Below are 21,776 nucleotides of genomic sequence, written 5' to 3'. Positions count from 1 at the left end.
CTACTGCATTACAAAACCGGTAAAAAGAACCCGCTCAACCGCTGGTGTTCCAGCCACTTTTACCATTGTCGCTTTCACGGCTTCCAACGCTTGCTGACGTAATTGATCACGACCATTAGGGTTACGTAATTGTTCAACCGTTGCTACACCAAAAGCTTGAAGCAAGGTGCTTTCAATTAAAGGCGTATGTTGCTTAGCGAGGGCTTCATTCTTATCCCCTCTTACCATTAATTGCACTTTAATTTGAACCACGCGATCGCGGGAATCTCCTGTCACATTAAAGGTAAATGGCTGAGGTAATACGACATAGTACGCAGACATAACGGGCGCTTTAACAGCATCCTGCTGAGCAACTTCCGCTGCTTGTTGAGGCTCTGCGGCATCATCACCACTGAGCAACCAAAAACCAATGCCACCAGCCAACAATAAAACCACTACTGCTGCGCTTATTATCATCAGCTTTTTCTTGCCCATCGCCATTTTTATTCCTTTTTATCTTTATTTTCATTATCTAAAGTATTAACAATTGTTAATTACGCATAGTAATCAACCCGATCTTTCTTATTTGTAACGAACATCTCAATTGCATCAAGATGTTTATCTGATTCTGGCTCTTGCGAACTGGTTAATACACCTTCACTAGAGGAACCGACTTTGCTGCTCTGATTGCTGTTGTTGTGTGAACTGCTGCTGTGCAAATTGGCTCGAATTATCTTGGCTGACTGAACCTTGTGCTAACTGTAATCCCTGTTGGTGCATCATTTCTCGCAATCTTGGCATTGCATGTTCAACCATATCTCTTGTTTGGCTGTTATTAACGGTAAATTGCACCGATGCTTGATCTTGGTTCAAAGTTAATTTGATCTGAATTTTACCCAGCTCTGGCGGATCTAAACGGATATCTACCTGTTTTAAATTCTTCGCCATCATCATATTGATGCGCTCAGAGATTTGCTCTCCTGCTTGCTCTTTAGTCAGTAGCAAAGGCGTTTGTACTTGTGCTGCCGCTATCTGAGGCTCCATCTTCATGGCAGTTGCTTGCTGGGAGCCCATCTGTGCAGATAATGGTTGAGCTAAGCTACTGTCTTTTTCTGATACCTCACCTAAACTACGTTTGATGGTTTCCATTGCCCCAGCGGCTGCTAGTACTTCTGCGGTCTTACCGCTCGTTAAAACTGTTTTATTAAGGCTTTGATCCGCACTAATGCCTGTTAAAGTTTTCTTCAACTCGGGATCGATAACTTGCTGAGCTGCCTCTTCATCGGTTTCAGCTGTAATGTTCTTGCCACCAACAGTATTAATTGCCTGTTTTTGCTCATTACTTTTAGCATCAGCCAGTAATGTTTTTTCTTTATCAGTCAGCTCGGTTGGCTGTTTAGCAGCAAAGGATTTCAAGCTATCAAGTAATCCTGCTTGTTTTAGCTCTGCGATCTCACCCTCTTCGCTCACCTCAATATCCTTAGCACCATCATCGTTTAGCGGCAAAGCTTTGCCACCTTCAGCTGATTGATTGCTAAACTGCTGATTAGACTGATTTAATCGCTGAAGGAAATCAGCACCTTCAAGCATGGCTTTGTCAACGCTTTCATCTTTAACTTCATCAGCTTGGGTTGTACTTTCAGTCGCTATAGCACCTGTAAATTCGACCTCATCAGTAACAACACTTTCATCCGTTTTATTTTCTGATAACTCAGAATTTTCAGTTTCAAGTAGCGGTTCAACATCCGTCTTTACAATGTCATCAGACGCTTCACTGTCACCAGCATCAACGTTTTTTTCTTTTGATTTTAAATCGGTTACAGACGCTTGCTCAGAAGAGGCTTGTTGTAATTGCTGCCCAAATAAGCCTTCTTGCTCACCTTCTGTTTGATCAACAGACTTGGCGTTAGATGCACCAGCGGAAGCAACTTTTGAATGCTGGGTTGATAATGGATTTAATAGATTCATAACCGATCCAAACCTAATACTGAGCCTTGCGAAAACAACAACATCACAATTTTATTTTCAACTGGCAATAAAGAGATAACCAGTATTAATGCAAAAACCAAACCAATAACTCTATCAATAGAATTACTGTTGTAATCGTCGCGCAAATTGCAGGGTGACGAACTCATCCATCATCTTTTGCTCTTGCTTATCCAGCCACTTTTGATGCTCACGTTTACGCTTTTCAACTAACCATTCCACTGAGCGACGTTTCTGTTGCATCTCTTGCCAATGTTGAGCGCATTTTTGGATTTGCTCTTCAAAGTAACCACCCGCTTGCTTTTGTTTCTCTAAGGTATTATCCAGCTGCGTTAAGAACTTCTGTAAATGGCTATATTGACTTGCTGTTAGCCCTTGCTGACCACGCGTAGAAAGTTGATTGAGGTAATCCAAACGGTATTGCTCAATTTGTGCTAACTGCTGTCGATAATTTTCTTGATCGATACGGGCTTGGTTTAAAGCAAGACTGGCTTGATGCTCTTGCTCTTTCGCTTGTTCAATGATCAATGCTAATGCATTAGACATATTCTATGCTCCACATCCTTTTGATACTCAGTCTTAGCCACCAAGGGTTGAACGCAACATATTGATGCACATTTCATACGGCACCGATTCTTTCATTGTTTGTTGCAGATAAGCGTCCAATTTAGGTTTAAAGCTAAAAGCCTGATCAATGGTGTTATCTGTTCCCGGCTTATAAGCGCCAATGGAAACCAAATCCTGATTTTTACGGCAAATCGATAAGATCTGACGCACCGCTTTTGACATTAACATGTGCTCTTCACTGACAATCGCAGGCATAACACGACTCACGGAACGTTCAACATCAATAGCAGGATAATGTCCGGCATCAGCCATTTCACGGGATAACACTATGTGACCATCCAAGATTGCACGAGATGCATCGGCAATAGGATCTTGCAAATCATCACCTTCACTTAATACGGTGAAAAAAGCAGTAATTGAACCTTGGTTTTCATTACCGTTACCCGCTCGCTCAACCAAGGCTGGCAGCTTGGCAAACACTGATGGCGGATAACCTTTAGTTGCAGGCGGCTCACCGACAGATAAGGCAATTTCACGTTGCGCTTGAGCAAAACGAGTCAATGAATCCATTAACAGCAAAACATCAAAGCCTTGATCACGAAAGTATTCCGCAATGGTTAACGAAGTCTGACAGCCTTTTAAACGCATTAAAGGTGACGCATCAGCAGGCGCAGCTACCACAACTGATCGCGCTCGTCCTTCAGGGCCTAAGATCTCATCAATAAACTCTTTTACTTCTCGACCACGCTCACCAATCAAACCCACGACCACGATTTGTGCGCTGGTCCCTCCGGTCATCATGCCAAGCGTCACCGACTTACCTACACCAGAGCCAGCAAACAAACCGATACGCTGACCTTTACCAACGGTTAAACAGCCATTGATCGCTTTAATCCCAACATCAAGTGGCTCTTTAATGGGTTTTCGAGATAACGGATTAATGGGAATCGCATTAAATGAAGCACGTTGCTCGGTGAAAATTGGTCCTAAACCATCAAGTGGATTACCAACACCGTCAATAACACGCCCTAATAACTCAGGTCCCACAGGCAGACCACTGTTATGAAGAATAGGTGTGACTTTCGCCCCTGGCATCACCCCTTGCAACTGCTCACTTGGCATCAAAAACAATGTTTCACCAGAAAATCCGACGACTTCTGCTTCTAAGTCTCCATTTAGGGTTTCAACTTTACATAGGCTACCAACAGGTGCTCGGCAGCCAACCGCTTCTAATGTCAGTCCAACCACACGTACTAGCCGTCCCGATGCAACAGGCTTACAACCCGTCCCTTCGGTTTTAAAACGGCTTAAACGTTCAGCTAAAGTGGCAGTCATTCGCTTTGCTCTCGCACACTGCTATTCATCGCTTCGAAGGTAGTCAGCGAATGGCGAATACGCTCATCAATAAAATAATCAACTGAGGTATCTTGGCTATTTACCTGTAAGTCACCGCGGTTTAATCCCGGCTCTGAAATCAGCTTCCATTTACGCTCATGTAAGTCTTCATCTGTGAAATTCTGTTTAACCAAAGCAATATCTTCAGGATGCAGGTGCATGGTAATTTCACGATTCGCAACCGGTAACGTTGCCACCACTTCACGAATGGTATTTAAAATTACTTGAGGATTGGTTTTCACTTCGACTCGGATCAACTCTTTCGCTAATCCCAGTGCTAATTGCATGACTTGATCTTCAACTTCTCGATCCACTTGATTGATAGGAGTCAGCAGCTTTTCTGCAACTGTTGCTAAGTGATTCACTTGTTCGGTGATCTGTTGTTGCGCTTGTACTAAGCCTTGCTGTAAACCCTGTTCTAGCCCTTCGGCATTACCAGCAGCAAGCCCTTCAGCATGTCCGGCTTTAAAACCATCAGCGTGACCGGCTTGCTTACCTTGCTCCAAGCCTTCTTCATAGGCTGATTGTTGCATTGCTTCTAAATCGGCAGCGGTTAGCGGTGGTGGACCCGGCTCTTCTTCTGGCTCAAACTCTTCAATGATCGGCTGAGGTTGATAATTGAATGCGTTTTCAGTGTATTCTGGGCGATCTTCTGAGTAATCAGGGTATGCCCAACGTTCTAGCTCTTGCGCTTGGTGATCCGATGCACGAAAAAAGCCACGACGACGTTCATCACTCATCACAACCTCCTGACATCAGCGGTATTTGATTAGAGGTATTCATCAGCACTACCGCCACCACCCAGCATAATCTCACCTAGCATCAGATAAGCGGCGGGCAATGGTAAGAATTTCTTTTTGCGCAGCTTCTACATCTGCGACACGAATTGGTCCCATCGCTTCTAGCTCTTCACGTAGCATTTCTGAGGCACGTTTCGACATATTCATAAAGAACTTATCACGCAGCATATCGTCAGCACCTTTCAGGGCTTTCTGCAGTAGATCTTGTGGTACATCACGAAGTAAGGTCTGAATACCACGATCATCAACTTCGGTTAAGTTATCAAACACAAACATCAAGTCTTGGATTTGTGTTGCTGTGTCTTCATCTGTTTCACGGATCTGATCCATCAACAAACCTTCAACGTTATTGTCGAGATAGTTCATGATTTCAGCCGCAGCTTTCAGGCCACCAATTTTCGCTGCTTGTGCACCTGCTTGACTAGCAAACTGTTTCTCCATGATATCGTTTAATTCATGTAGTGCTGCAGGCTGTACTTCTTCCAAGTTAGCAATACGCATCATCAGATCTAAACGTACTCGCTCAGGAAATTGCGATAAAATTTCTGCCGATTGCTCAGGCTCTAAGTACGATAAAACAATGGTTTGGATCTGTGGGTGTTCGTTCAAGATAATACTTGCCACCTGACGAGGATCCATCCACTTCAAAGAATCCAGACCACGTGAGCCACTGCCCATCAGGATCTGATCGACCAAGTTATTAGCTTTATCTTCACCTAACGCAGCGACTAGTGCATTACGGACAAAATCTTCACTACCCATACCAATGCTGGTGTATTTCTGAATATCTTCAAGAAACTGACGGTGAACACCTGACACTTTTTCTTGGTTTAAATCCGTCATACTCGCCATCGCACCACCGACACGCTGTACTTGTTTCGGCTCTAAATGACGAATAATACTCGCTGCATCTTGCTCACTGAGGCTAAGCAAAAGAATCGCGGCTTTTTCCGTACCACTTAGCGTGTTGATATCGAATTTATTTTCACTTACTGAAACTTCATTAGCCATCTTCATTCACCCAACTTTTAACCACTTGCGCTGCGAGATCGGGTTCATTATCCACCAATGCTCGGACGGCTTTGAGTAAGTCTTCATCTCTATGTAAATTTGGTAAATCTAAGCTACTTGAGCTTAATTCAAATCCTTCACCACCATCTAATTCAGCACCTATTAAGCCAACACTATCAGTTGTATTCGCCAATATCGGCATACCATTTTCATCCAATGGCGTACCATCTGGGGCTTGGTTTGGATAAAGTAATTTGCGCATTGCTGGACGTACGAGCACCATGATCACCACGATGATCACCAGTGCTGCAGCTACCCAACGAACCCAATTATTAAAGTTCGGGTTTTCCCAAATAGGCAGATCTGCTGCTACTTGTGATTCAGGTAATGCGAATGGCACAGATAGCACTTCAAGTAAATCACCACGGGCTTCAGAAAAACCAATACCACCCATTAATAAACGGCGGATCTTCGCAATTTCAGCTTCAGATACAGGTACACGTGTCACATCGCCCGTTGCAGGATCGGTAATGGTTTTATAATCCACTGCCACAGACACGGTTTGACGTGCAATGGTGCCAGTCTGCGCGCGTTTATGGCTAATAGTGGTATCTAATTCATAGTTGCGGGTTGATTCTCGATGCACAGAGCCATCAGCACCACCACTACCTGATTGCATATCTTTAACATTCTGTGGGATTGCAGAATCGACTGGCGGCTGATTACTTAGTGCGCCTGGAATGCCTGAAACTGTATTACCACCATTGATATCTTCTAACGTAAATTCACTGCGTGTCGCTGCAGTTGCCGGATCATAACGCTTACGAGTTTCTTCTAAAGCCGAGAAATCCATCGCAACATCAACTTGAGATGTGTAATTACCAAGCCCTAAAACCGGCATTAAAATCGCATCAATTTTCTCACGCAGTGATTGCTCTTGCTTACGTTCTAATTCGTACTCTTTTCGCTTTGCAGTCGCACTTGGATCTTCAGTACCAGAACTCAATAAACGACCATGTTGATCGGTCACCGTCACACGAGTCGGGCGTAAGCCAGGTACTGCAGTTGCCACCATATCAACAATTGAATCCACCTCTTGTTGACCAAGCGAACCACCAGAAGAAAGGGTTAAAAATACCGTTGCTGTTGCTTCTTGATTATGACGAACAAAGACACTTTGTTTTGGTGTCGCCAATAAAACCTGCGCTTTACGTACTTGGCTAATTTGCTCAATAGCACGAGCAAGCTGACGTTCACGGCTTAGCTTTAAACGTTCGCTTTCAAGACGCTGAGAAACACCAAAGCCCATGTCCTGTAACAGAATATCGTCACCTTCAACCGTACGTGTATTTAACCCTGAACGTGTAAGGTCAAGCTTAATCGCGCTGTATTCTTCAGCAGGAACACGGATGGTATTACCATCTAATTGGTATTCGATTTTCTTTTGATCGAAGTGATCAAGGATCGGAATAAGCTCTTCTGTTTCATAAGTGCCTAATGGGCGCATTTCAGGCTCTTTGATCCACATTGTGACCAACACAATTAGCGCTACACAGATAGCCACAGACAACACTAAGATCACTTGGCGTAAGAGATCTAAATTGCCCAAAATGCTATCTGTCGAAGAAGCTTTCTTCTCTGAAATATCAGCCCCTTGATCAAGACCTGCATCATCATGCAAAGCAGGTGCTGACCCATTCCCTGATACGGCTAATGGTTGATTAATGTTTTCTTCTGCCACGACTTTTTACCCATAAACTGCAAGAATAACGGCTTTACTATCCATACTTTAAAAAGTCAGGTTTATACCTGCATATTCATTAATTCTTTGTACGCTTGTACCATTTTATTGCGAACTTGAACCGTTGCTTCAAACGCAACGCTGGACTTGTTTCTTGCGATCATCACATCAGATAAAGACACACTGCGGTCACCTTGATCGAAACGTGTTGCTAATTCGCTAGATTGTCCTTGAAGATGATTCACTGTTTTCAGCGCATCACTAAGAAGGTTGCCAAAATCAGCACTCACTTGTTGTGCTGTGGCTGGGGATGAGGAGTTTTGGGCATCCAGCCTCATTGCTTGCATTTCTGCTTGTAGTCCGTTTACTTTCATTCCGTGATTCTCTCTATTCGTTTATTTTTTGTCGTTCTGCTTCCTGCACACTACGCAGGGATTTCAATGCCAGCATCACGCATTTTTGCGAGTTTATAACGTAAGGTTCGTGGGCTTATCCCAAGCTGTTCTGCCACATCTTTACGGCTGCCATCACAGGCCACCAGCGTTTCTAAAATAATGCTAAATTCTTGTTCACGTAACTCACTGCCTAACCCTTCTCCTGTTGTCGGCACTTTCGGGCGAACAGCAATCACGCTTGGCTCAGATGTTGTTACTACTTCGGGGCTTTCTGTATCAAGCCAATCAAAATGTTCTAATAAAATATCTTGCTGCTGGATCTGATTGTTTTCACATAAAATCAATGCCCGTTGAATCACATTATCTAATTCACGCACATTGCCAGGCCACGGATATTGCAGCAATTTATCTTGTGCTGCTTGGCTTATAGTAGGTACCACATTTCCTTGTTGGATACTGTGCCGTTCAGCAAATAATGAAGCTAAGGGTAGAATATCTCCCTTACGATCCCCTAATGCGGGCCATGCAATTGGGAAAACATTCAAACGGTAATACAAATCTTCACGAAAATGCCCTTCAGCAACATAAGTCTTAAGATCTCGGTTACTGGTTGCAAGAATACGCACATCTAGCTTAATGCTTTTGCGACCACCTAGACGTTCCACTTCTCGCTCTTGTAATACACGTAATAATTTCGCCTGTAGATTCAAATCCATTTCACTGATTTCATCTAACAGCAGTGTACCGCCTTGTGCCTGCTCAAATTTACCAGGGCATGCTTGCACAGCGCCAGTAAATGCGCCTTTCTCATAACCAAATAAGGTCGCTTCCAACATGTTCTCAGGAATAGCAGCACAGTTAATAGCAATAAAGGGACCATCTCGACGTTCAGAGTTATCGTGAATATGGCGAGATAACACTTCTTTACCTGAACCACTTGGCCCTAATACCATCACACTGGCATCGGTTTTAGCAACTTTGTCAGCCAGTGCCAACAATTTAATACTTTTCGGATCTGCAACGACCGTTTTACTGCTTTGCTTTTTAATCGGCGCATAACGTCCAACCATATTAAGCAGCACTTCCGGTGCAAACGGTTTTGCCATGTAATCAATAGCACCTTCACGCATTGCAGCAACAGCATCTTCAATATTGGCGTAAGCGGTCATCAACAGCACCTGCACTTTCGGCCAATTAAGCTTAATACTTCGCAGCAAGCCTAACCCGTCCATTCCTGCCATTTGTACATCAGAGACAACAATATCAACCGCTTGAGACTTCATGATCACTAACGCATCTTCCGCACTTTCAGCTTCAATCCATTGATAACCAGCCAGCGCTAACGTATCGACAAGTGCTTCACGTAATCCTTCGTCATCCTCAACAACTAAGACTCTCGTTTGGTTCATATTTTCTCTCCATGAGTTCGTATCACAGGTATGCTTACGATGCTGCTAACTGACGCTGAATGTTTTCTTGTGAAGCCATTGGAATGGTTAACGTAAAGCACGTGCCTTTTCCTAATTCTGACTGCAAAGAAAGCTTGCCGTGATGAGCAAGGGCAACCATTTGTACCACAGCTAAACCTAAGCCTGTGCCTTGCTGGCGAGTGGTGAAAAACGGCTCTAATACTTTGGCTTGGATAGCGGGCTCAATGCCCGGACCGTTGTCGGTCACCGATAGTAAAATATCGTCACCCATCACATGACAAGACACTGCCACGGAACAACCTTTTCCTGACATTTGAATAGCATTCGTTATAAGGTTGCTGATCGCACTAGCAAGCGCATTTTCATTACCTAAAATCACTAATGATTCATCATCACAGTCGATACTGAAATCGACGTTTTGACTCATCACTAAGGCTTCAACCATGTTTTCCATGCTATTTAACAAAGCCTCTAAGCTGAAGCAGTTCACAACTTTATTATCGCCACCTTTAGCAAACAACAGCATATCGTTCACTTGCTTTTCAAGATCTTGTAGACGATCAACAAGCTTAGTTTGAAAACGTTCACGGGTATTCACCTAGGCAAATTAGGCACAGATAAATTAGCAGCATAAAGCATGGCACTAGATAGCGGGGTTCTAACTTGATGTGCCAGCGACGCCACCATTTTTCCTAATGAGGATAAACGCTGCATTTCACTTAATCGTGACTGTAACTGGCGTGTTTCTGTCATATCAGTAATAACAATTAATTGACCAGCAGCGGATGCTGAAATCGCAAGCTTCACCTTTCGACCAGATCGCAGCGAAATCTCATGACCATCATCTTCTTGAGGGTTAAAACAACGTTGAATAATATCAACCCAACGCTCGCCCTCTAATGGCTCACCTAGCAAACGTAACGCTTCATTATTGGTTTCACTGACAATGCCTTTAGGATCTAACAAAATCACCCCAACAGGCATCACTTCAAGCACTTGCTGATAACGCTCGACTTGTTGTTCTAATTGTCCTAATGCCGTCGCTTGATCATCCATGCACGAAACCTAATAACAAAAAATTCAATATAATTTATAAAAAAGCAAATTACATGCCAAATATAATTCTTATAAATCAGCAAATTAAAAGTAAATAAGATTAAATTACGATGTCAAAAAAATGACAATCGATATAAGTATTAGGTCAATAACGAAAAAGACACAGATTGATGAAAGGAATTTGGGATATTGAGCGAGAAAATAGATCGAAGACAAGAATGCCTAGCTTATATCGCTATAAAAATAGACAGAAACTTCAGCTTAATTATATACACAACTTTTGTATGTGATTAAAAATAAAAAGCCGATGTCAAATTAATGACATCGGCTCTATATTCAGTAATAGCGTAATATTAACCTTCTTTGCTTAAGCCATATTTACGCATTTTTTCAACCAGTGTAGTACGACGCATACCTAGCATATCAGCCGCTCTTGCGACCACGCCAGCTTGAGCATCTAATGCTTGCTTGATCATATCAACTTCAAGATCAGCCAACATTTCTTTTAGGTTCAAGCCTTCAGGTGGAAGCTCACTATTAGCGACATTTTGTTCTTCTTCATAAGAGGAGAACATACTCGCTAACGCTTCTTGCTCTAACTCTTCCACACTTGGTACTGCATTTTCAGGAGTAAAATCTGGAAGCTGACCATAACGATACTTTATTGGTAAGTGGTTAATATCAACCATTTCACCTGGGTAAAGAATACATAGACGCTCAACAAGATTAGCTAATTCACGTACGTTGCCCGGCCAGCTGTGCTCCATTAATGAATTAATCGCACGTGGGGTAAAGTGAATACGCTTCGCACCCTCAGCTTCCATACGAGTTAATAATTCTTGCAACAATAATGGTAAATCTTCAATACGATCACGCATTGCTGGCATATCGATTGGGAACACATTTAAGCGATAATACAGATCTTCACGGAATAGATTTTCGTGGATCATCTTATCTAAATCACGGTGTGTTGCCGCAATAATACGTACGTTAGTTTTGATTGTTTCGCTACCACCGACACGTTCAAAGCAACGCTCCTGCAGTACACGTAATAATTTCACTTGCATTGACATCGGCATATCACCGATTTCATCAAGGAATAACGTACCGCCTTCGGCTAATTCAAAACGGCCTTTACGTGCAGAAATTGCTCCCGTAAATGCCCCTTTCTCATGACCAAATAATTCACTTTCTAAAAGATCCGGTGGAATCGCACCACAGTTCACAGGAACAAAAGGACCTTTACCACGGGACGAATGATAGTGAACATTACGCGCTACCACTTCTTTACCCGTTCCAGATTCACCTAAGATCAGAACGCTAGCATCACAAGCTGCTACTTGTTCCATCAAATGACGAATTTGACTAATAGCAGAGCTGCTACCAACCATACTACGGAATAAGGTATTTTTACGGCCTAACTGAGGGACTTGGTAAGCACGCTTACCAGAGAATTCTTGGCAGTGACGGAAAGCATCAACTAGCTGATTATAGTGTAGAGGTAATTCAAGATCGCCAACATAGTTCGCTAAACCAGAAAGATGACTACGATGGTTACCTAATGAAACAACCGGAATGTGCGCCTGCACTTTCAGTGTATCGATAATATGAGTGAGTGTTTTGCCTGCTTCAATATTACCCAGTAAGCACGCACCCCACGGCTGTTGCCATAATTCGGCTTCAATATCTTGTGATGAAACAGCTTCATACTGCTCGCCCACAAAACTTAGAATTACACTAAGATCATGACGTTGCTGTTGATCGTCCTCAATAACGAGTGTCTTTGCTAAACCTTGCATAGAATGGATATAGCCTGCCTTCATAGAAATGATGTAATTACTGGCTTACTCATAAAAATGAGAACCACAGCCAATATTATTAAGGTCTATTGTAATTAAACAACACGATAAGGCAATATTTGATAGCAGAAAGGTGTGATACCAATACAAGGATATATAAAATAATAGGATGAATATTGCCCGTTTACAGCGATTCATCCTATATCTGTCATAAATTAGTAATATTTTGCAGCGTTTCGTCACCAATATGCATCAAAACACGCATTTATTAATTTAACTTGCTTCACTTAGGTGATGATATTCCGCAGGAATTTGATCCCATGCCGATTTAATTTCACGTAGCATACCAATTACATCATCGATAGGCTTAGTTTGATTTTCAGCGTTTGCGCGGGTAATTTCGCTTGCCATAAACTCATAAAGTGAATCAAGGTTCTTAGCAATATCACCGCCGTCTTCCATTGATAAGCAGTCACGTAGGCTTAATACGATATCTAATGCTTTGCTTAAACGCTCACATTTAACCGCAACATTGCCTTGCTCCATTGCCGCTTTTCCTTGAATTAAACGCTCAATCGCCCCTGCATACAGCATTTGAATAACACGGTGAGGAGAAGCACTGGATAATTGTGCGTTTACTGAAACTTTTTTATATGCCTGAAGAGAGCCACGCATGATGTAATCCCTTATTTAATAAGTGAAATCAAAATCAACAAAACCAAGAAGACTAAGAACCGTTTTGTTGAATATTGCTGTACAGTGATAACGATTGTTTGCTCTTTTTCGAACGCACTAAAAGCTCACCAATAATATCTTTATGCTTTTGAATTAAGCTTTTTAATGCTTTGGTGCGTGCAACCACATCATCAAACACCACGCGCGTTAAATCAGGTTGGCCTAAGATGTTTTCTACTTCTTGATGACGCAGAGCAACTAAATTTTCTAATTGTTGAGGAAAATCATCAGGATAATCTTGCTGCTGTAAAAGCTGTTCAATCTGCTGTTCGAGTTGAGTTAATTTTTCCATTTTCATTCACTTTAAAATGTCATTAGGCTCATCATGGTATTCAGCTGATTATTCATTTTTCCAATAGCTGCATCCATCGCGGTAAACTGTTGATAGGTTCGCTCTTCAAACGCTTTCATTCGCTCATTCAAATCATCCATATCATCATTTAATCTGTCTTGCTGCTCTTTTAAACTTTTCTCTTTATTGGTTAGGGAGCCGTCCGTTGAACTGGTGTAACCTTTAAAAATGGCTTCGGCTTTATCAAGAAAACCCTTTTCATCGGTATGGAAAAAAGCGTTAAACGCATTAAAGTTATCTTTTAATGCATCATCTAACTTATCGTCATCAATCTCGATTTTTCCGTAACGGTCAGTGGTAATACCAAAATCACTTAAACTATATGTTCTGCCATCAACTTCGATCCCCGCATTCATCATATTTCGCATTTGACTGATGATTGAGCGGGTTAAACTATCACCGTTTAATGGGCCACTAGATTTAGACTCTGTATCGTATTTACTTAAACTATCTGCGGTATCAATAAACTCATTGTACTTTTCAACGAAGGATTCAATAGAAGACTTTGCCGTTGAAGTATCGTTAGTAATATCTATCGTTGCAAACTTAACATCGTCAGTATTTGTGAGTTTTTTAATATCGAGTGTTACACCTTCAATGGCATCTTCGATTTTATTACTACTACTAGTGATCTCGGTGAAGTTATCAATTTTAATTTTGGCATCAACACCGTTTTGCATCTCGACCATATCGGCATTGGCTGTTGGATTGGCAGGATCAAAGCTTAATTTGGCTAGCTCACCCGTCATCCCTGATGCATCTATCGATATTTCATTGGCAACATCGGTATCAGTGCTTGAAAAAACAATTTTCGAACCATTTGCATCATTAATAACCGTTGCCGTTACACCAGGGTTATCCGCAGAATTGTTAATTGCATTCAGTACATCTTTTAAACTGCTTTTATCTGGTTCAATGGTGACAGACATGGTTTTACCATCAACCGTAATTTCCAAATCGCCCGATCCCAGTTTTGCTTTAGGATCTGCATCAAAGGCATTGTTGGTGACCACTTTATGAGATTTAGCAATTTCTAACACTTCAACGGTATAGCTACCATTTCTCGCTTTATCTGATGCTTCAACAGAAACAAACCCACTTTCAGATGATTTAGCTGATTGACCTGCAAATACCTTATCTTCAGAAAATTTCTTCACCATATCTTCTAAACCAGATACCGCGGATTTAATTTGCCCGTAGCCACTTAACTGTACTTCCAATTTTTGTTGTTGCTCTTTAATGCGCTGCTCTTTCGGCGCACGTTCCGCTGCAACTAATTGTTGCGTCATACCCGCAACGTCTAAACCAGAAGCTAAACCACCTGCACTTAACCCCATGAGTTTTCCTTTTACACTTTATGACTTAACGAGCTTAAACCGTACTTGGTCAAATTTTTGTTTAAATCTAGCAATTCTTGTGCCGGAACTTGTCGAATCACTTCACCCGTTTTGTTATCAACTATGGTGGCAATTTGTTTACCTGATTCATCATCTTGATGAAAGCGTAACGAGCGATTAGCAGATTGTAATGCCATTTCAATCTGCTTAATTCTCTCTTGTTCAGACTTTTGCTCTAGCAAAGATGAATTAAGGGGATCGTCAATGTCACTGGAATCAATAGGATTAACAGCCTTTATCGATGATAGGGAAGATTCAGAGCTAACAGTTTGTTGCTCTACGTCTTGAGGGGAAGTGTGACGAACTTTCTTATCGCCTTCCATATCCAGATTAGAGATTAAAGACGATGAAGATATATTTATTGGATTGATCGCCATAGCCAGTCCTTAGCGATATCGCTGTAAGTAAAAAAGCCCTGTATTGAAATACAGGGCTTCATTTTAATGATTAACCCAGTAGGCTAAGTGCCGCCTGAGGGATCTGCTTAGCTTGTGCAAGAATAGAAGTACTTGCTTGTTGCAGAATTTGGTTCTTCGTCATGTTAGTGGTTTCAGCTGCGAAATCGACATCTTTAATACGGCTGTTTGATGCATTCACATTTTCATTGATGTTCGCAAGGTTATTTAACGTGTGGTTGAAACGGTTTTGTACCGCACCTAAATCTGCACGTTGCGCATCAATACCAGCAATTGCTGCATCAATAACATCTAATGCATCTTGCGCACCTGCTGCCGATGTTACGTCAACATCTTTAACTGAATTTAACGATGATGTAGTATCATTTATAATTTCACCGACATTTGCACCAGTCACAGAGAACGAATCAGATGAAGATAATTTTAATTCCGCATTTTTAACAATTTCTTCATCGGCAGCACCTGCCGCAACACCATCAAGAGTAATCCCAGTATCAAGTGCATCTGTCACTTTAATACCATTAACATCTTTTGCTGTAACCGTTAGCGCACCAGCATCATCAATAGTTGCATCGTAACCTGCTTTACCAAGATCAGATGCTAAATCTTCCATTGAACCATTGTATTTCGCTAGGTTAAATGAATCATCACCAATCTCTAACGTACCAGTCTCACCAGCAACTAAGTTATCAATTTTTGTCGTTACAGAAGTTGATGCCGTAACCCCACTTCCAGCTTTATTGATCTTATCAGCTACATCAGTCACTTTATCAGTACCTGTAAGAGAAACAGTTTTACTACCGTTACCGCCATGAATCGTTATATCACCAGGTGTAAGACCGTCCGCATAATCTTCACCCTCTGTAGTTGCTGGAGTAGCTGCACCGAATACTGTACCAGCACCACCTGCAGTTTGGCTGCCGATAGCATTTGAAGACACATCACCCAATGTGACAGCAATGGTTTCATTAGCATTTGAGCCAACTTGGAAAGATTTCGTACCGAATGTACCATCCAGTAATTGTTGACCACCGAACGTGGTTGTTTCTGCGATACGGGTCATTTCTGTTTGTAGCGCATCAACTTCTTTTTGAAGTGCTTCACGGTCTTCTGTTGAGTTTGAGCCATTCGCTGCTTGAAGAGACAAATCACGCATACGTTGTAGCATGTTTGTTGTTTCTGACATCGCGCCTTCAGCCGTTTGCGCCATAGAGATACCATCGTTGGCATTACGCATAGCTACATTTAGACCGTTTGTTTGGCTTGTTAAACGGTTTGAGATTTGAAGACCTGCAGCATCATCTTTTGCAGAGTTAATGCGAAGACCAGAAGAAAGTTTTTCCATGCTATTAGCAACGCCGTTGCTTGCACCGTTTAGGTAACGCTGGGCGGTCATTGCAGAGACGTTAGTATTAACTGTAACAGCCATAATTGTAGCTCCTTGATTTGATACCCAGCGATTCCCGGGCTAACTAAGTTTTTCCTGTTGTGATTTCTTTAACGGCACAGTCAGAAAATGCTTTAATGTTTTTTTTATTTTTTTTCTTATCAAGGGTTAACTTTTTTTTACAGTTAGTTAAACAAAAAAAAGCGGCAACTTATTGCCGCTTAATTCTGTGTCAGATAGCTATAAATAATTAAATAATGTGAGTTCTTTTGTCTTATTAAACGCTGCCTGTGATGCTTGCAGTGCCATCGATTGTTCATTCATATCAATGATCGCTTTGCTGTAGTCGAGATCTTCTAAACCACTTTGTGCTTTATTCAACGTTAATTCAAAATCTTTGTGTTGTTCGCCCTGTCTATCAAGGGTTTGTAACACACTACCAACCTGCGAGCGCTGCTGGTTCATGTGAATGAATGCGCCATTTAAATCATCAATAACACGTTGTAAATTGGCATTACCTTCTGCTGATGACGTTGGCTGTTCTGCGTTGTTAATCGCATCTTGAAGAGAGTCTAAAACGTTAAAGGTTTTACTTGGGTTTAACGCGACACTATCACCAAGTTTTATTTCACCATCAAATTGAAAGTCTAACGTTCCCGCACCACCAGCAGCTGCGAGATCAAAGCTTATCCCCACTTCAGGCTCATAAGTATTTTGTTCCAATAATACACCTGTTGTTGGATCCCCTTGATAAAGTTGATATTCCATTACACCAGCATTATCGACAAACTTTACACTGTAATTATTGCTGTCGTTAGGATTGCTATTTGTTGCCGTTAAAACATGTAGTTGCGAGTCTGGTTGTAAGTTAGAAAAATCAGGGCGGTAATCACCATAAGGGTTGGGTATCGCCATGAAGACATCATTACCCGTTAAGCTGGTCTTCACCTCTAAGTTTTTATCTATTTGGCTATGACGCGCTTGATCATCCCCTTGGTAAACAATGGTTGGCGGCGTTTGCCCATTTTGCATAAAAGGTTTGGTGGCAGATTGTGTACCTGCAAAAATATAGTTACCAGATTCATCTTGAGTGTTCGCTAACCCTAATAACTCATCATAAAGGCTCTGCAATTCATCTTTAAATGCACTGCGATCTTCCGCTGCCATAGCACCGTTGATCATGCGAATGACTTTTTGTTTCGTCACATCAAGATTATTCTCTACACCCGTTAACGTTGATTCCGTCACATTCATGCGGTTGGTCGCTAATGTTATCGCATCTTGATATTGCGTGATGAGTGTCTGCTCTTGACGATAATTCTGAATCATTACTGATGAAACAGGATCATCACCCGCGGTTAATACGCGTCGACCCGTCGCTAAATGTTCATTACTGGTATTTAGTTCACCCTGCTTGCGCATTAAATTCGAGGTTAAACTTTGATACTGGCTAGCAGTAGAAACTCGGTTAATCATGATTTACTCCTACTACACGGTACGCATTAAGGTATCAAAGGTTTCTTTAGCCACTGACATGATCCGAGATGATGCCATGTAAGATTGCTGAAACTTCATAAGATTAGCGGCTTCTTCATCAAGATTAACACCCGATAAGTTCGATACTCGCTCGGACGCGGCATCAAAATCCAATTGATTGACTTCTGCGGTTTTATCCGCATTATTCTTTAACATACCAATGTCTGTTGCTAACCCTTCAAACAAATCAATCACACTCGATTTGCCCTCGTTCATGGTTTTGCCATGCTGAATTTGCTGCATTGCTAAAAAGTTAGTGTTGCCACCTACCGCACTGCTGCGCCCTAAGGTCACAGAGAAGTTATCACCGACATTAGCATTATCACTCAGTGACAATGTCGAGGTCGTTTGACCTGCAAAAGTAATTTCTTTATTGGCATTCGTTAATGGATAAGCCAAAGCCTGAACGGTATTACCCGCATCATCTTTTAAATCCATTAGGGTATTAGTTTGGGTGTTTCTTACTGTCAATTTATCTGATGTGGTAATAGCTAAAGAGAACTCATCACCATCAACAGCACCATTACTTAGCGTTGCAACACTCACTTGGCTACCATCATTAGCAACCATAGTTAAAGTGTTACCTGTTGTGGTAAGTGGGTAATCAAGCTCTGTCACTTCTGCGCCTGTATCATCAATCAGTTTAACCGCATTACCTGAACCATCGTTCATAGATAGTTTATTCGTAGCATTAACTGTAATGGTGTAGTTGCCTACCGCATTCTCCGCAGCGGCTCCTGAAATAGCTTCAAACGTTGCCGTTCCTGAATTTGCTGCATTATTTGCCGCTACTAAATCTGCACTGTTAATAATGTCAATTTGATAAGTGCCAGCTAAGGCATCTGGTGTCTGCTGTGATGTTTGGCTAAGTTGTGCTGTACCCGTATTGTTTGGATTTGCTTCAACAATGTTAGTTTGACGATGCCCTGCAAGCCCACGGGGATCATTCATTTCAACCCCGATGTTAGCAGCACCTCGACGCATCGGTTGAATGATCACTGTTTCACTTTGCCCAGTAGCAGGCGGCGTTCCCATCACGGTATTCATAGTTAGGGTTAAACCATCAACATTGACTTCTAATGGTAAGGTATCCGTTGCAGCAATATATGCACTACCATCGGCTTGTTTCATTTCATTACCAGCAGGATCGAACAATCTAAAGCTGTAATCGGTGCCATCAAATGAGGTGGTCAATTTATAGTCACCTGCTTTTAATGCGTTAACATCATCAATTTTGACGTCGATATCGGTTTGACTACCTAATGGCTTTAACACTCGCTCTTTAAGTAATGTTGGGCTATTTACATCAGTAAATAAGGCGCTACCAATCGCACCAGTTAAGTCCGTACCCGATTGCTGCAAATCGTTTATTTGTTTTGAAAAGCCAATCGCCATTCGCCCCATTTCATCGAGGCTTTTATCAATCACATCATCACGTATCGACAACATGGCACCTAATCCGCCGCCTATGTGGTCACTTTTAATGGCTTTAGCTTGATTACCATTAACAATGGCAATTTGTTTATCTTCTAAATCAGGATCGCCACTCACCATTTTTAATTGTGAAGATTCAACGCCAGAGACTAAAGTATCACCACTGCCAATAATCACTTTATCCGCAAGGCTACCTTTATCAGCGAGGACGGTGACTTTAGTATATTTCGCTAATTCATTGATTAAGCCACGTTGTTTATCTAATAAATCGTGGTTTTTATCGCCATCAGGTAATTCTTGCAAGCTGGTATTAATAGCGGCAAGTTCTTGCCCTAATGCATTCACACGTTCAAGTGTTACATCCAGTTGTTCATTCACATCTCGACGTATGTTAGTCAGCGTTTCATAAGAATTATTAAAACTGTTTGCTGCTTGATTGGCGCTTTCTAACACAGTTTGTCGAGAGCCAAGATCGTTAGGGTGATCTGACAATGAACGTACCGAGTTATAAAAATCGTTCATGCTGTTAACGGTATTAACCGCACTTTTTGACGTGAAATCATCTAACATCATCATGTGCTGCTGACGTACATTAGATTCTTCAAGTTGGGTAGTAGAAAGCGTCAGTTCACGGGCAGCAAACTGATCATAAGCACGATTCACACTATCAATATAGGCACCGCTACCGTAATAGTTACCACCACTCCATTGCGCATCTGCGGCTTTTTGATCAACGACCTGACGGCTGTAACCCGGGGTGTGAACATTACTAATATTATGGCTGGTAACATCCAGTTGCTTTTGCGATGTTCGCAAGCCACTGATACCAAGCTGCATTAAATCCGACGCCATACTGATTCCCTAACTTATCAACAAAGTGATTTATTCACTGCCTACCTTGCAAAAATCGAACCAACTTAATTAATAAATATATTCTTTATTTAAGGTGATATTTAATTCAATTTAATGATGGTAATAAATTACTGTTTATTTATAATTTAAGAGCTCAACCTAAATTAAAATCAAAATATAAAGGAAGATAAATATGAACCTACTAGTATCAGGATTAATTGGTTACGCATTAAAGGAAGTCGTTGTCCCGCTAGTAAAAGAAACCTTTGATGACAACAAGACAGAAGAAAAACAAGTTCCTGAAAAAGAAGTGGAAAATGCACTTTTTGAAAGTAACGATCTGATAAAGATGGTATCAAATATTATTGATATCGTGGTGTAACTCTATATTAAAGATATAAGAAAACTTCCATCAAATTTTATTTGATAGAATATTTACTGTTTATTTAATAGTCTTTATTTTTATTCTTCCTTTATTTCACTCCCTTTTTTATTGTCCATCTTTTATCACATTAATTTTTTCACCTTTTTCATTACTGCTAATACTTTGGTGCTGTAATTAGGATCAGTGGCATATCCTGCTTTATGAATTTCTCGAATAAACTGGTTCGGCTCGCCACTGTGTTTAAGTGCCGTTGAGTAACGAGGATTCTGCTGTAAGAACTTCACGAAATCCTGAAAGCTATCTTGATATGATCCATAAGAGCGAAAAGCGGCATTTTCTTGCACTGCAACACCGTTATGGTATTCCAATGTTCGTGTGGCAACCTTTTGCCCACTCCAACGGGGATCGGCTTTGATATTAAATAAGTTGTTACTTGTTCCTGCCGCATTTTTGATCACTTTTTTACCCCAGCCCGTTTCCAATGCTGCTTGAGCGATCAGCATGGCAGGATCAGTACCTAACGCACGTGCCGCTTTAGTAGCATAAGGAGCCATGTGTTCAACAAAGGCTTTCGGTGTTTCAAAGCTATCAGGTTCAGGTTGCTGACGAAGTGGCGGCTGAACATCAGCTGTTTTTAAACGTTGCTTGTATTGTTCTAATACTTGCTTGGCTGCCAGCGAATTTTGCTCTTCTTGTTGCGGCATGTGCAAAGGCTTTGGCTTAGCATCAATCGGGCGCATAAACATAGGATCGGTATTTTCTTTTTTCGGGAACAAATCGGTGGTTGGAGTATGTGGCTTTTTCTCGCCCTCTTCACCACCAAGTTGTTTTACAATCATATCAGCCAAGCCTAAGCTCCCTTGCGTACTTAACTGAGATGACATTTGCTCATCATGCATTTGCTGATAAAACTTACTGTTATTACTGCTCATTAAATCAGATTCAAAAGCGGTGTTGGCATCCCGCATAGATTTGAACAGCATTTGGGTAAAAATCGCTTCAAACTGGTTAGCAGCCTGACGCAATGATCCCTCGGAGTCTTCACCAATACCAGCACGTAATCGATCAAGATTACTAATATCATGAATAAAACCGGGATCAACTTGCTTCATGTCGCTATCCT

Annotated in this window: 18 protein-coding genes and 2 pseudogenes; 1 reads left to right on the top strand and 19 read right to left on the bottom strand. The window is 41.6% G+C overall.

What is annotated here, in order from left to right; all coding sequences use genetic code 11:
* From fliL to flgK, 18 genes and pseudogenes are all read right to left on the bottom strand, one after another.
* Window positions 1-480, bottom strand: coding sequence for a flagellar basal body-associated protein FliL (gene fliL, locus Q7674_RS11360; RefSeq protein WP_045063853.1), 480 nt, complete (start codon window positions 478-480; stop codon window positions 1-3).
* A 159-nt stretch (window positions 481-639) separates the two neighbouring features.
* On the bottom strand, window positions 640-1,947 hold the full coding sequence (locus Q7674_RS11355; protein WP_305423780.1) for a flagellar hook-length control protein FliK: 1,308 nt from the start codon (window positions 1,945-1,947) through the stop codon (window positions 640-642).
* Window positions 1,948-2,070: 123 nt separating this feature from the next.
* On the bottom strand, window positions 2,071-2,511 hold the full coding sequence (fliJ, locus tag Q7674_RS11350; RefSeq protein WP_045063855.1) for a flagellar export protein FliJ: 441 nt from the start codon (window positions 2,509-2,511) through the stop codon (window positions 2,071-2,073).
* A 33-nt stretch (window positions 2,512-2,544) separates the two neighbouring features.
* Window positions 2,545-3,867: a flagellar protein export ATPase FliI gene (gene fliI / locus Q7674_RS11345; RefSeq protein WP_107229653.1), complete on the bottom strand. Its 1,323-nt coding sequence runs from the start codon at window positions 3,865-3,867 to the stop codon at window positions 2,545-2,547.
* The gene (gene fliH, locus Q7674_RS11340; protein WP_045063856.1) at window positions 3,864-4,667 is read right to left on the bottom strand and encodes a flagellar assembly protein FliH; all 804 of its coding nucleotides are present in this window, start codon (window positions 4,665-4,667) and stop codon (window positions 3,864-3,866) included. Before fliH ends, fliI begins: the two co-directional genes overlap by 4 nt.
* Before the next feature lie 29 nt (window positions 4,668-4,696).
* Window positions 4,697-5,738 (bottom strand): annotated as a pseudogene (gene fliG / locus Q7674_RS11335) (flagellar motor switch protein FliG).
* Window positions 5,731-7,479, bottom strand: coding sequence for a flagellar basal-body MS-ring/collar protein FliF (fliF, locus tag Q7674_RS11330; RefSeq protein WP_008986446.1), 1,749 nt, complete (start codon window positions 7,477-7,479; stop codon window positions 5,731-5,733). The pseudogene fliG and the gene fliF overlap by 8 nt, the downstream one beginning before the upstream one ends.
* Window positions 7,480-7,541: 62 nt before the next feature.
* A complete protein-coding gene (gene fliE, locus Q7674_RS11325) occupies window positions 7,542-7,853 on the bottom strand; it encodes a flagellar hook-basal body complex protein FliE (RefSeq protein ID WP_305423777.1) in 312 nt (103 codons plus the stop codon).
* 50 nt (window positions 7,854-7,903) lie between these two features.
* Complete coding sequence (locus tag Q7674_RS11320; RefSeq protein ID WP_305423775.1) at window positions 7,904-9,283, bottom strand: sigma-54-dependent transcriptional regulator; 1,380 nt, start codon at window positions 9,281-9,283, stop codon at window positions 7,904-7,906.
* Between the two features lie 34 nt (window positions 9,284-9,317).
* A pseudogene (locus Q7674_RS11315) lies at window positions 9,318-10,360 on the bottom strand (sensor histidine kinase).
* 353 nt (window positions 10,361-10,713) lie between these two features.
* Window positions 10,714-12,159, bottom strand: a complete 1,446-nt coding sequence (locus tag Q7674_RS11310; RefSeq protein WP_023933143.1) for a sigma-54 dependent transcriptional regulator — start codon at window positions 12,157-12,159, stop codon at window positions 10,714-10,716.
* 273 nt (window positions 12,160-12,432) lie between these two features.
* The gene (gene fliS, locus Q7674_RS11305) at window positions 12,433-12,834 is read right to left on the bottom strand and encodes a flagellar export chaperone FliS (protein ID WP_045063863.1); all 402 of its coding nucleotides are present in this window, start codon (window positions 12,832-12,834) and stop codon (window positions 12,433-12,435) included.
* 52 nt (window positions 12,835-12,886) lie between these two features.
* Window positions 12,887-13,186 (bottom strand): hypothetical protein, encoded by a 300-nt coding sequence (locus Q7674_RS11300; RefSeq protein ID WP_045063865.1) that lies wholly within the window; start codon window positions 13,184-13,186, stop codon window positions 12,887-12,889.
* 11 nt (window positions 13,187-13,197) lie between these two features.
* Window positions 13,198-14,583: a flagellar filament capping protein FliD gene (gene fliD / locus Q7674_RS11295; protein ID WP_305423771.1), complete on the bottom strand. Its 1,386-nt coding sequence runs from the start codon at window positions 14,581-14,583 to the stop codon at window positions 13,198-13,200.
* Window positions 14,584-14,594: 11 nt separating this feature from the next.
* Complete coding sequence (locus tag Q7674_RS11290) at window positions 14,595-15,020, bottom strand: flagellar protein FlaG (RefSeq protein ID WP_305423769.1); 426 nt, start codon at window positions 15,018-15,020, stop codon at window positions 14,595-14,597.
* A 70-nt stretch (window positions 15,021-15,090) separates the two neighbouring features.
* Window positions 15,091-16,488 carry a flagellin gene (locus tag Q7674_RS11285; protein WP_045063870.1) on the bottom strand — a complete coding sequence of 466 codons (1,398 nt, stop codon included), beginning with the start codon at window positions 16,486-16,488 and terminating at the stop codon, window positions 15,091-15,093.
* Window positions 16,489-16,686: 198 nt separating this feature from the next.
* Window positions 16,687-17,922, bottom strand: a complete 1,236-nt coding sequence (gene flgL / locus Q7674_RS11280) for a flagellar hook-associated protein FlgL (RefSeq protein WP_045063871.1) — start codon at window positions 17,920-17,922, stop codon at window positions 16,687-16,689.
* 12 nt (window positions 17,923-17,934) lie between these two features.
* The gene (gene flgK, locus Q7674_RS11275; RefSeq protein WP_045063873.1) at window positions 17,935-20,268 is read right to left on the bottom strand and encodes a flagellar hook-associated protein FlgK; all 2,334 of its coding nucleotides are present in this window, start codon (window positions 20,266-20,268) and stop codon (window positions 17,935-17,937) included.
* A gap of 193 nt (window positions 20,269-20,461) precedes the next feature.
* Here flgK and Q7674_RS11270 point away from each other — a divergent pair, with 193 nt between their 5' ends.
* Window positions 20,462-20,650: a hypothetical protein gene (locus Q7674_RS11270; RefSeq protein ID WP_008986434.1), complete on the top strand. Its 189-nt coding sequence runs from the start codon at window positions 20,462-20,464 to the stop codon at window positions 20,648-20,650.
* 125 nt (window positions 20,651-20,775) lie between these two features.
* On the opposite strand, the gene flgJ is transcribed toward Q7674_RS11270, so the two are convergent.
* Window positions 20,776-21,765 carry a flagellar assembly peptidoglycan hydrolase FlgJ gene (flgJ, locus tag Q7674_RS11265; RefSeq protein ID WP_045063874.1) on the bottom strand — a complete coding sequence of 330 codons (990 nt, stop codon included), beginning with the start codon at window positions 21,763-21,765 and terminating at the stop codon, window positions 20,776-20,778.
* Window positions 21,766-21,776: the final 11 nt, after the last annotated feature.

The organism is Photobacterium leiognathi, assembly GCF_030685535.1.
Taxonomy (GTDB): domain Bacteria; phylum Pseudomonadota; class Gammaproteobacteria; order Enterobacterales; family Vibrionaceae; genus Photobacterium; species Photobacterium leiognathi.
This window is presented reverse-complemented; position numbering and strand designations above follow the sequence as displayed.

Coding starts and splice junctions, on each gene's coding strand:
- flgL (WP_045063871.1), bottom strand. CDS start 17,922: ATGATTAACCGAGTTTCTACTGCTAGCCAGTATCAAAGTTTAACCTCG.
- fliS (WP_045063863.1), bottom strand. CDS start 12,834: ATGCGTGGCTCTCTTCAGGCATATAAAAAAGTTTCAGTAAACGCACAA.
- Q7674_RS11355 (WP_305423780.1), bottom strand. CDS start 1,947: ATGAATCTATTAAATCCATTATCAACCCAGCATTCAAAAGTTGCTTCC.
- fliI (WP_107229653.1), bottom strand. CDS start 3,867: ATGACTGCCACTTTAGCTGAACGTTTAAGCCGTTTTAAAACCGAAGGG.
- Q7674_RS11320 (WP_305423775.1), bottom strand. CDS start 9,283: ATGAACCAAACGAGAGTCTTAGTTGTTGAGGATGACGAAGGATTACGT.
- fliJ (WP_045063855.1), bottom strand. CDS start 2,511: ATGTCTAATGCATTAGCATTGATCATTGAACAAGCGAAAGAGCAAGAG.
- flgK (WP_045063873.1), bottom strand. CDS start 20,268: ATGGCGTCGGATTTAATGCAGCTTGGTATCAGTGGCTTGCGAACATCG.
- Q7674_RS11270 (WP_008986434.1), top strand. CDS start 20,462: ATGAACCTACTAGTATCAGGATTAATTGGTTACGCATTAAAGGAAGTC.
- fliD (WP_305423771.1), bottom strand. CDS start 14,583: ATGGGGTTAAGTGCAGGTGGTTTAGCTTCTGGTTTAGACGTTGCGGGT.
- Q7674_RS11310 (WP_023933143.1), bottom strand. CDS start 12,159: ATGCAAGGTTTAGCAAAGACACTCGTTATTGAGGACGATCAACAGCAA.
- Q7674_RS11285 (WP_045063870.1), bottom strand. CDS start 16,488: ATGGCTGTTACAGTTAATACTAACGTCTCTGCAATGACCGCCCAGCGT.
- Q7674_RS11300 (WP_045063865.1), bottom strand. CDS start 13,186: ATGGAAAAATTAACTCAACTCGAACAGCAGATTGAACAGCTTTTACAG.
- fliE (WP_305423777.1), bottom strand. CDS start 7,853: ATGAAAGTAAACGGACTACAAGCAGAAATGCAAGCAATGAGGCTGGAT.
- flgJ (WP_045063874.1), bottom strand. CDS start 21,765: ATGAAGCAAGTTGATCCCGGTTTTATTCATGATATTAGTAATCTTGAT.
- fliL (WP_045063853.1), bottom strand. CDS start 480: ATGGCGATGGGCAAGAAAAAGCTGATGATAATAAGCGCAGCAGTAGTG.
- Q7674_RS11290 (WP_305423769.1), bottom strand. CDS start 15,020: ATGGCGATCAATCCAATAAATATATCTTCATCGTCTTTAATCTCTAAT.
- fliH (WP_045063856.1), bottom strand. CDS start 4,667: ATGAGTGATGAACGTCGTCGTGGCTTTTTTCGTGCATCGGATCACCAA.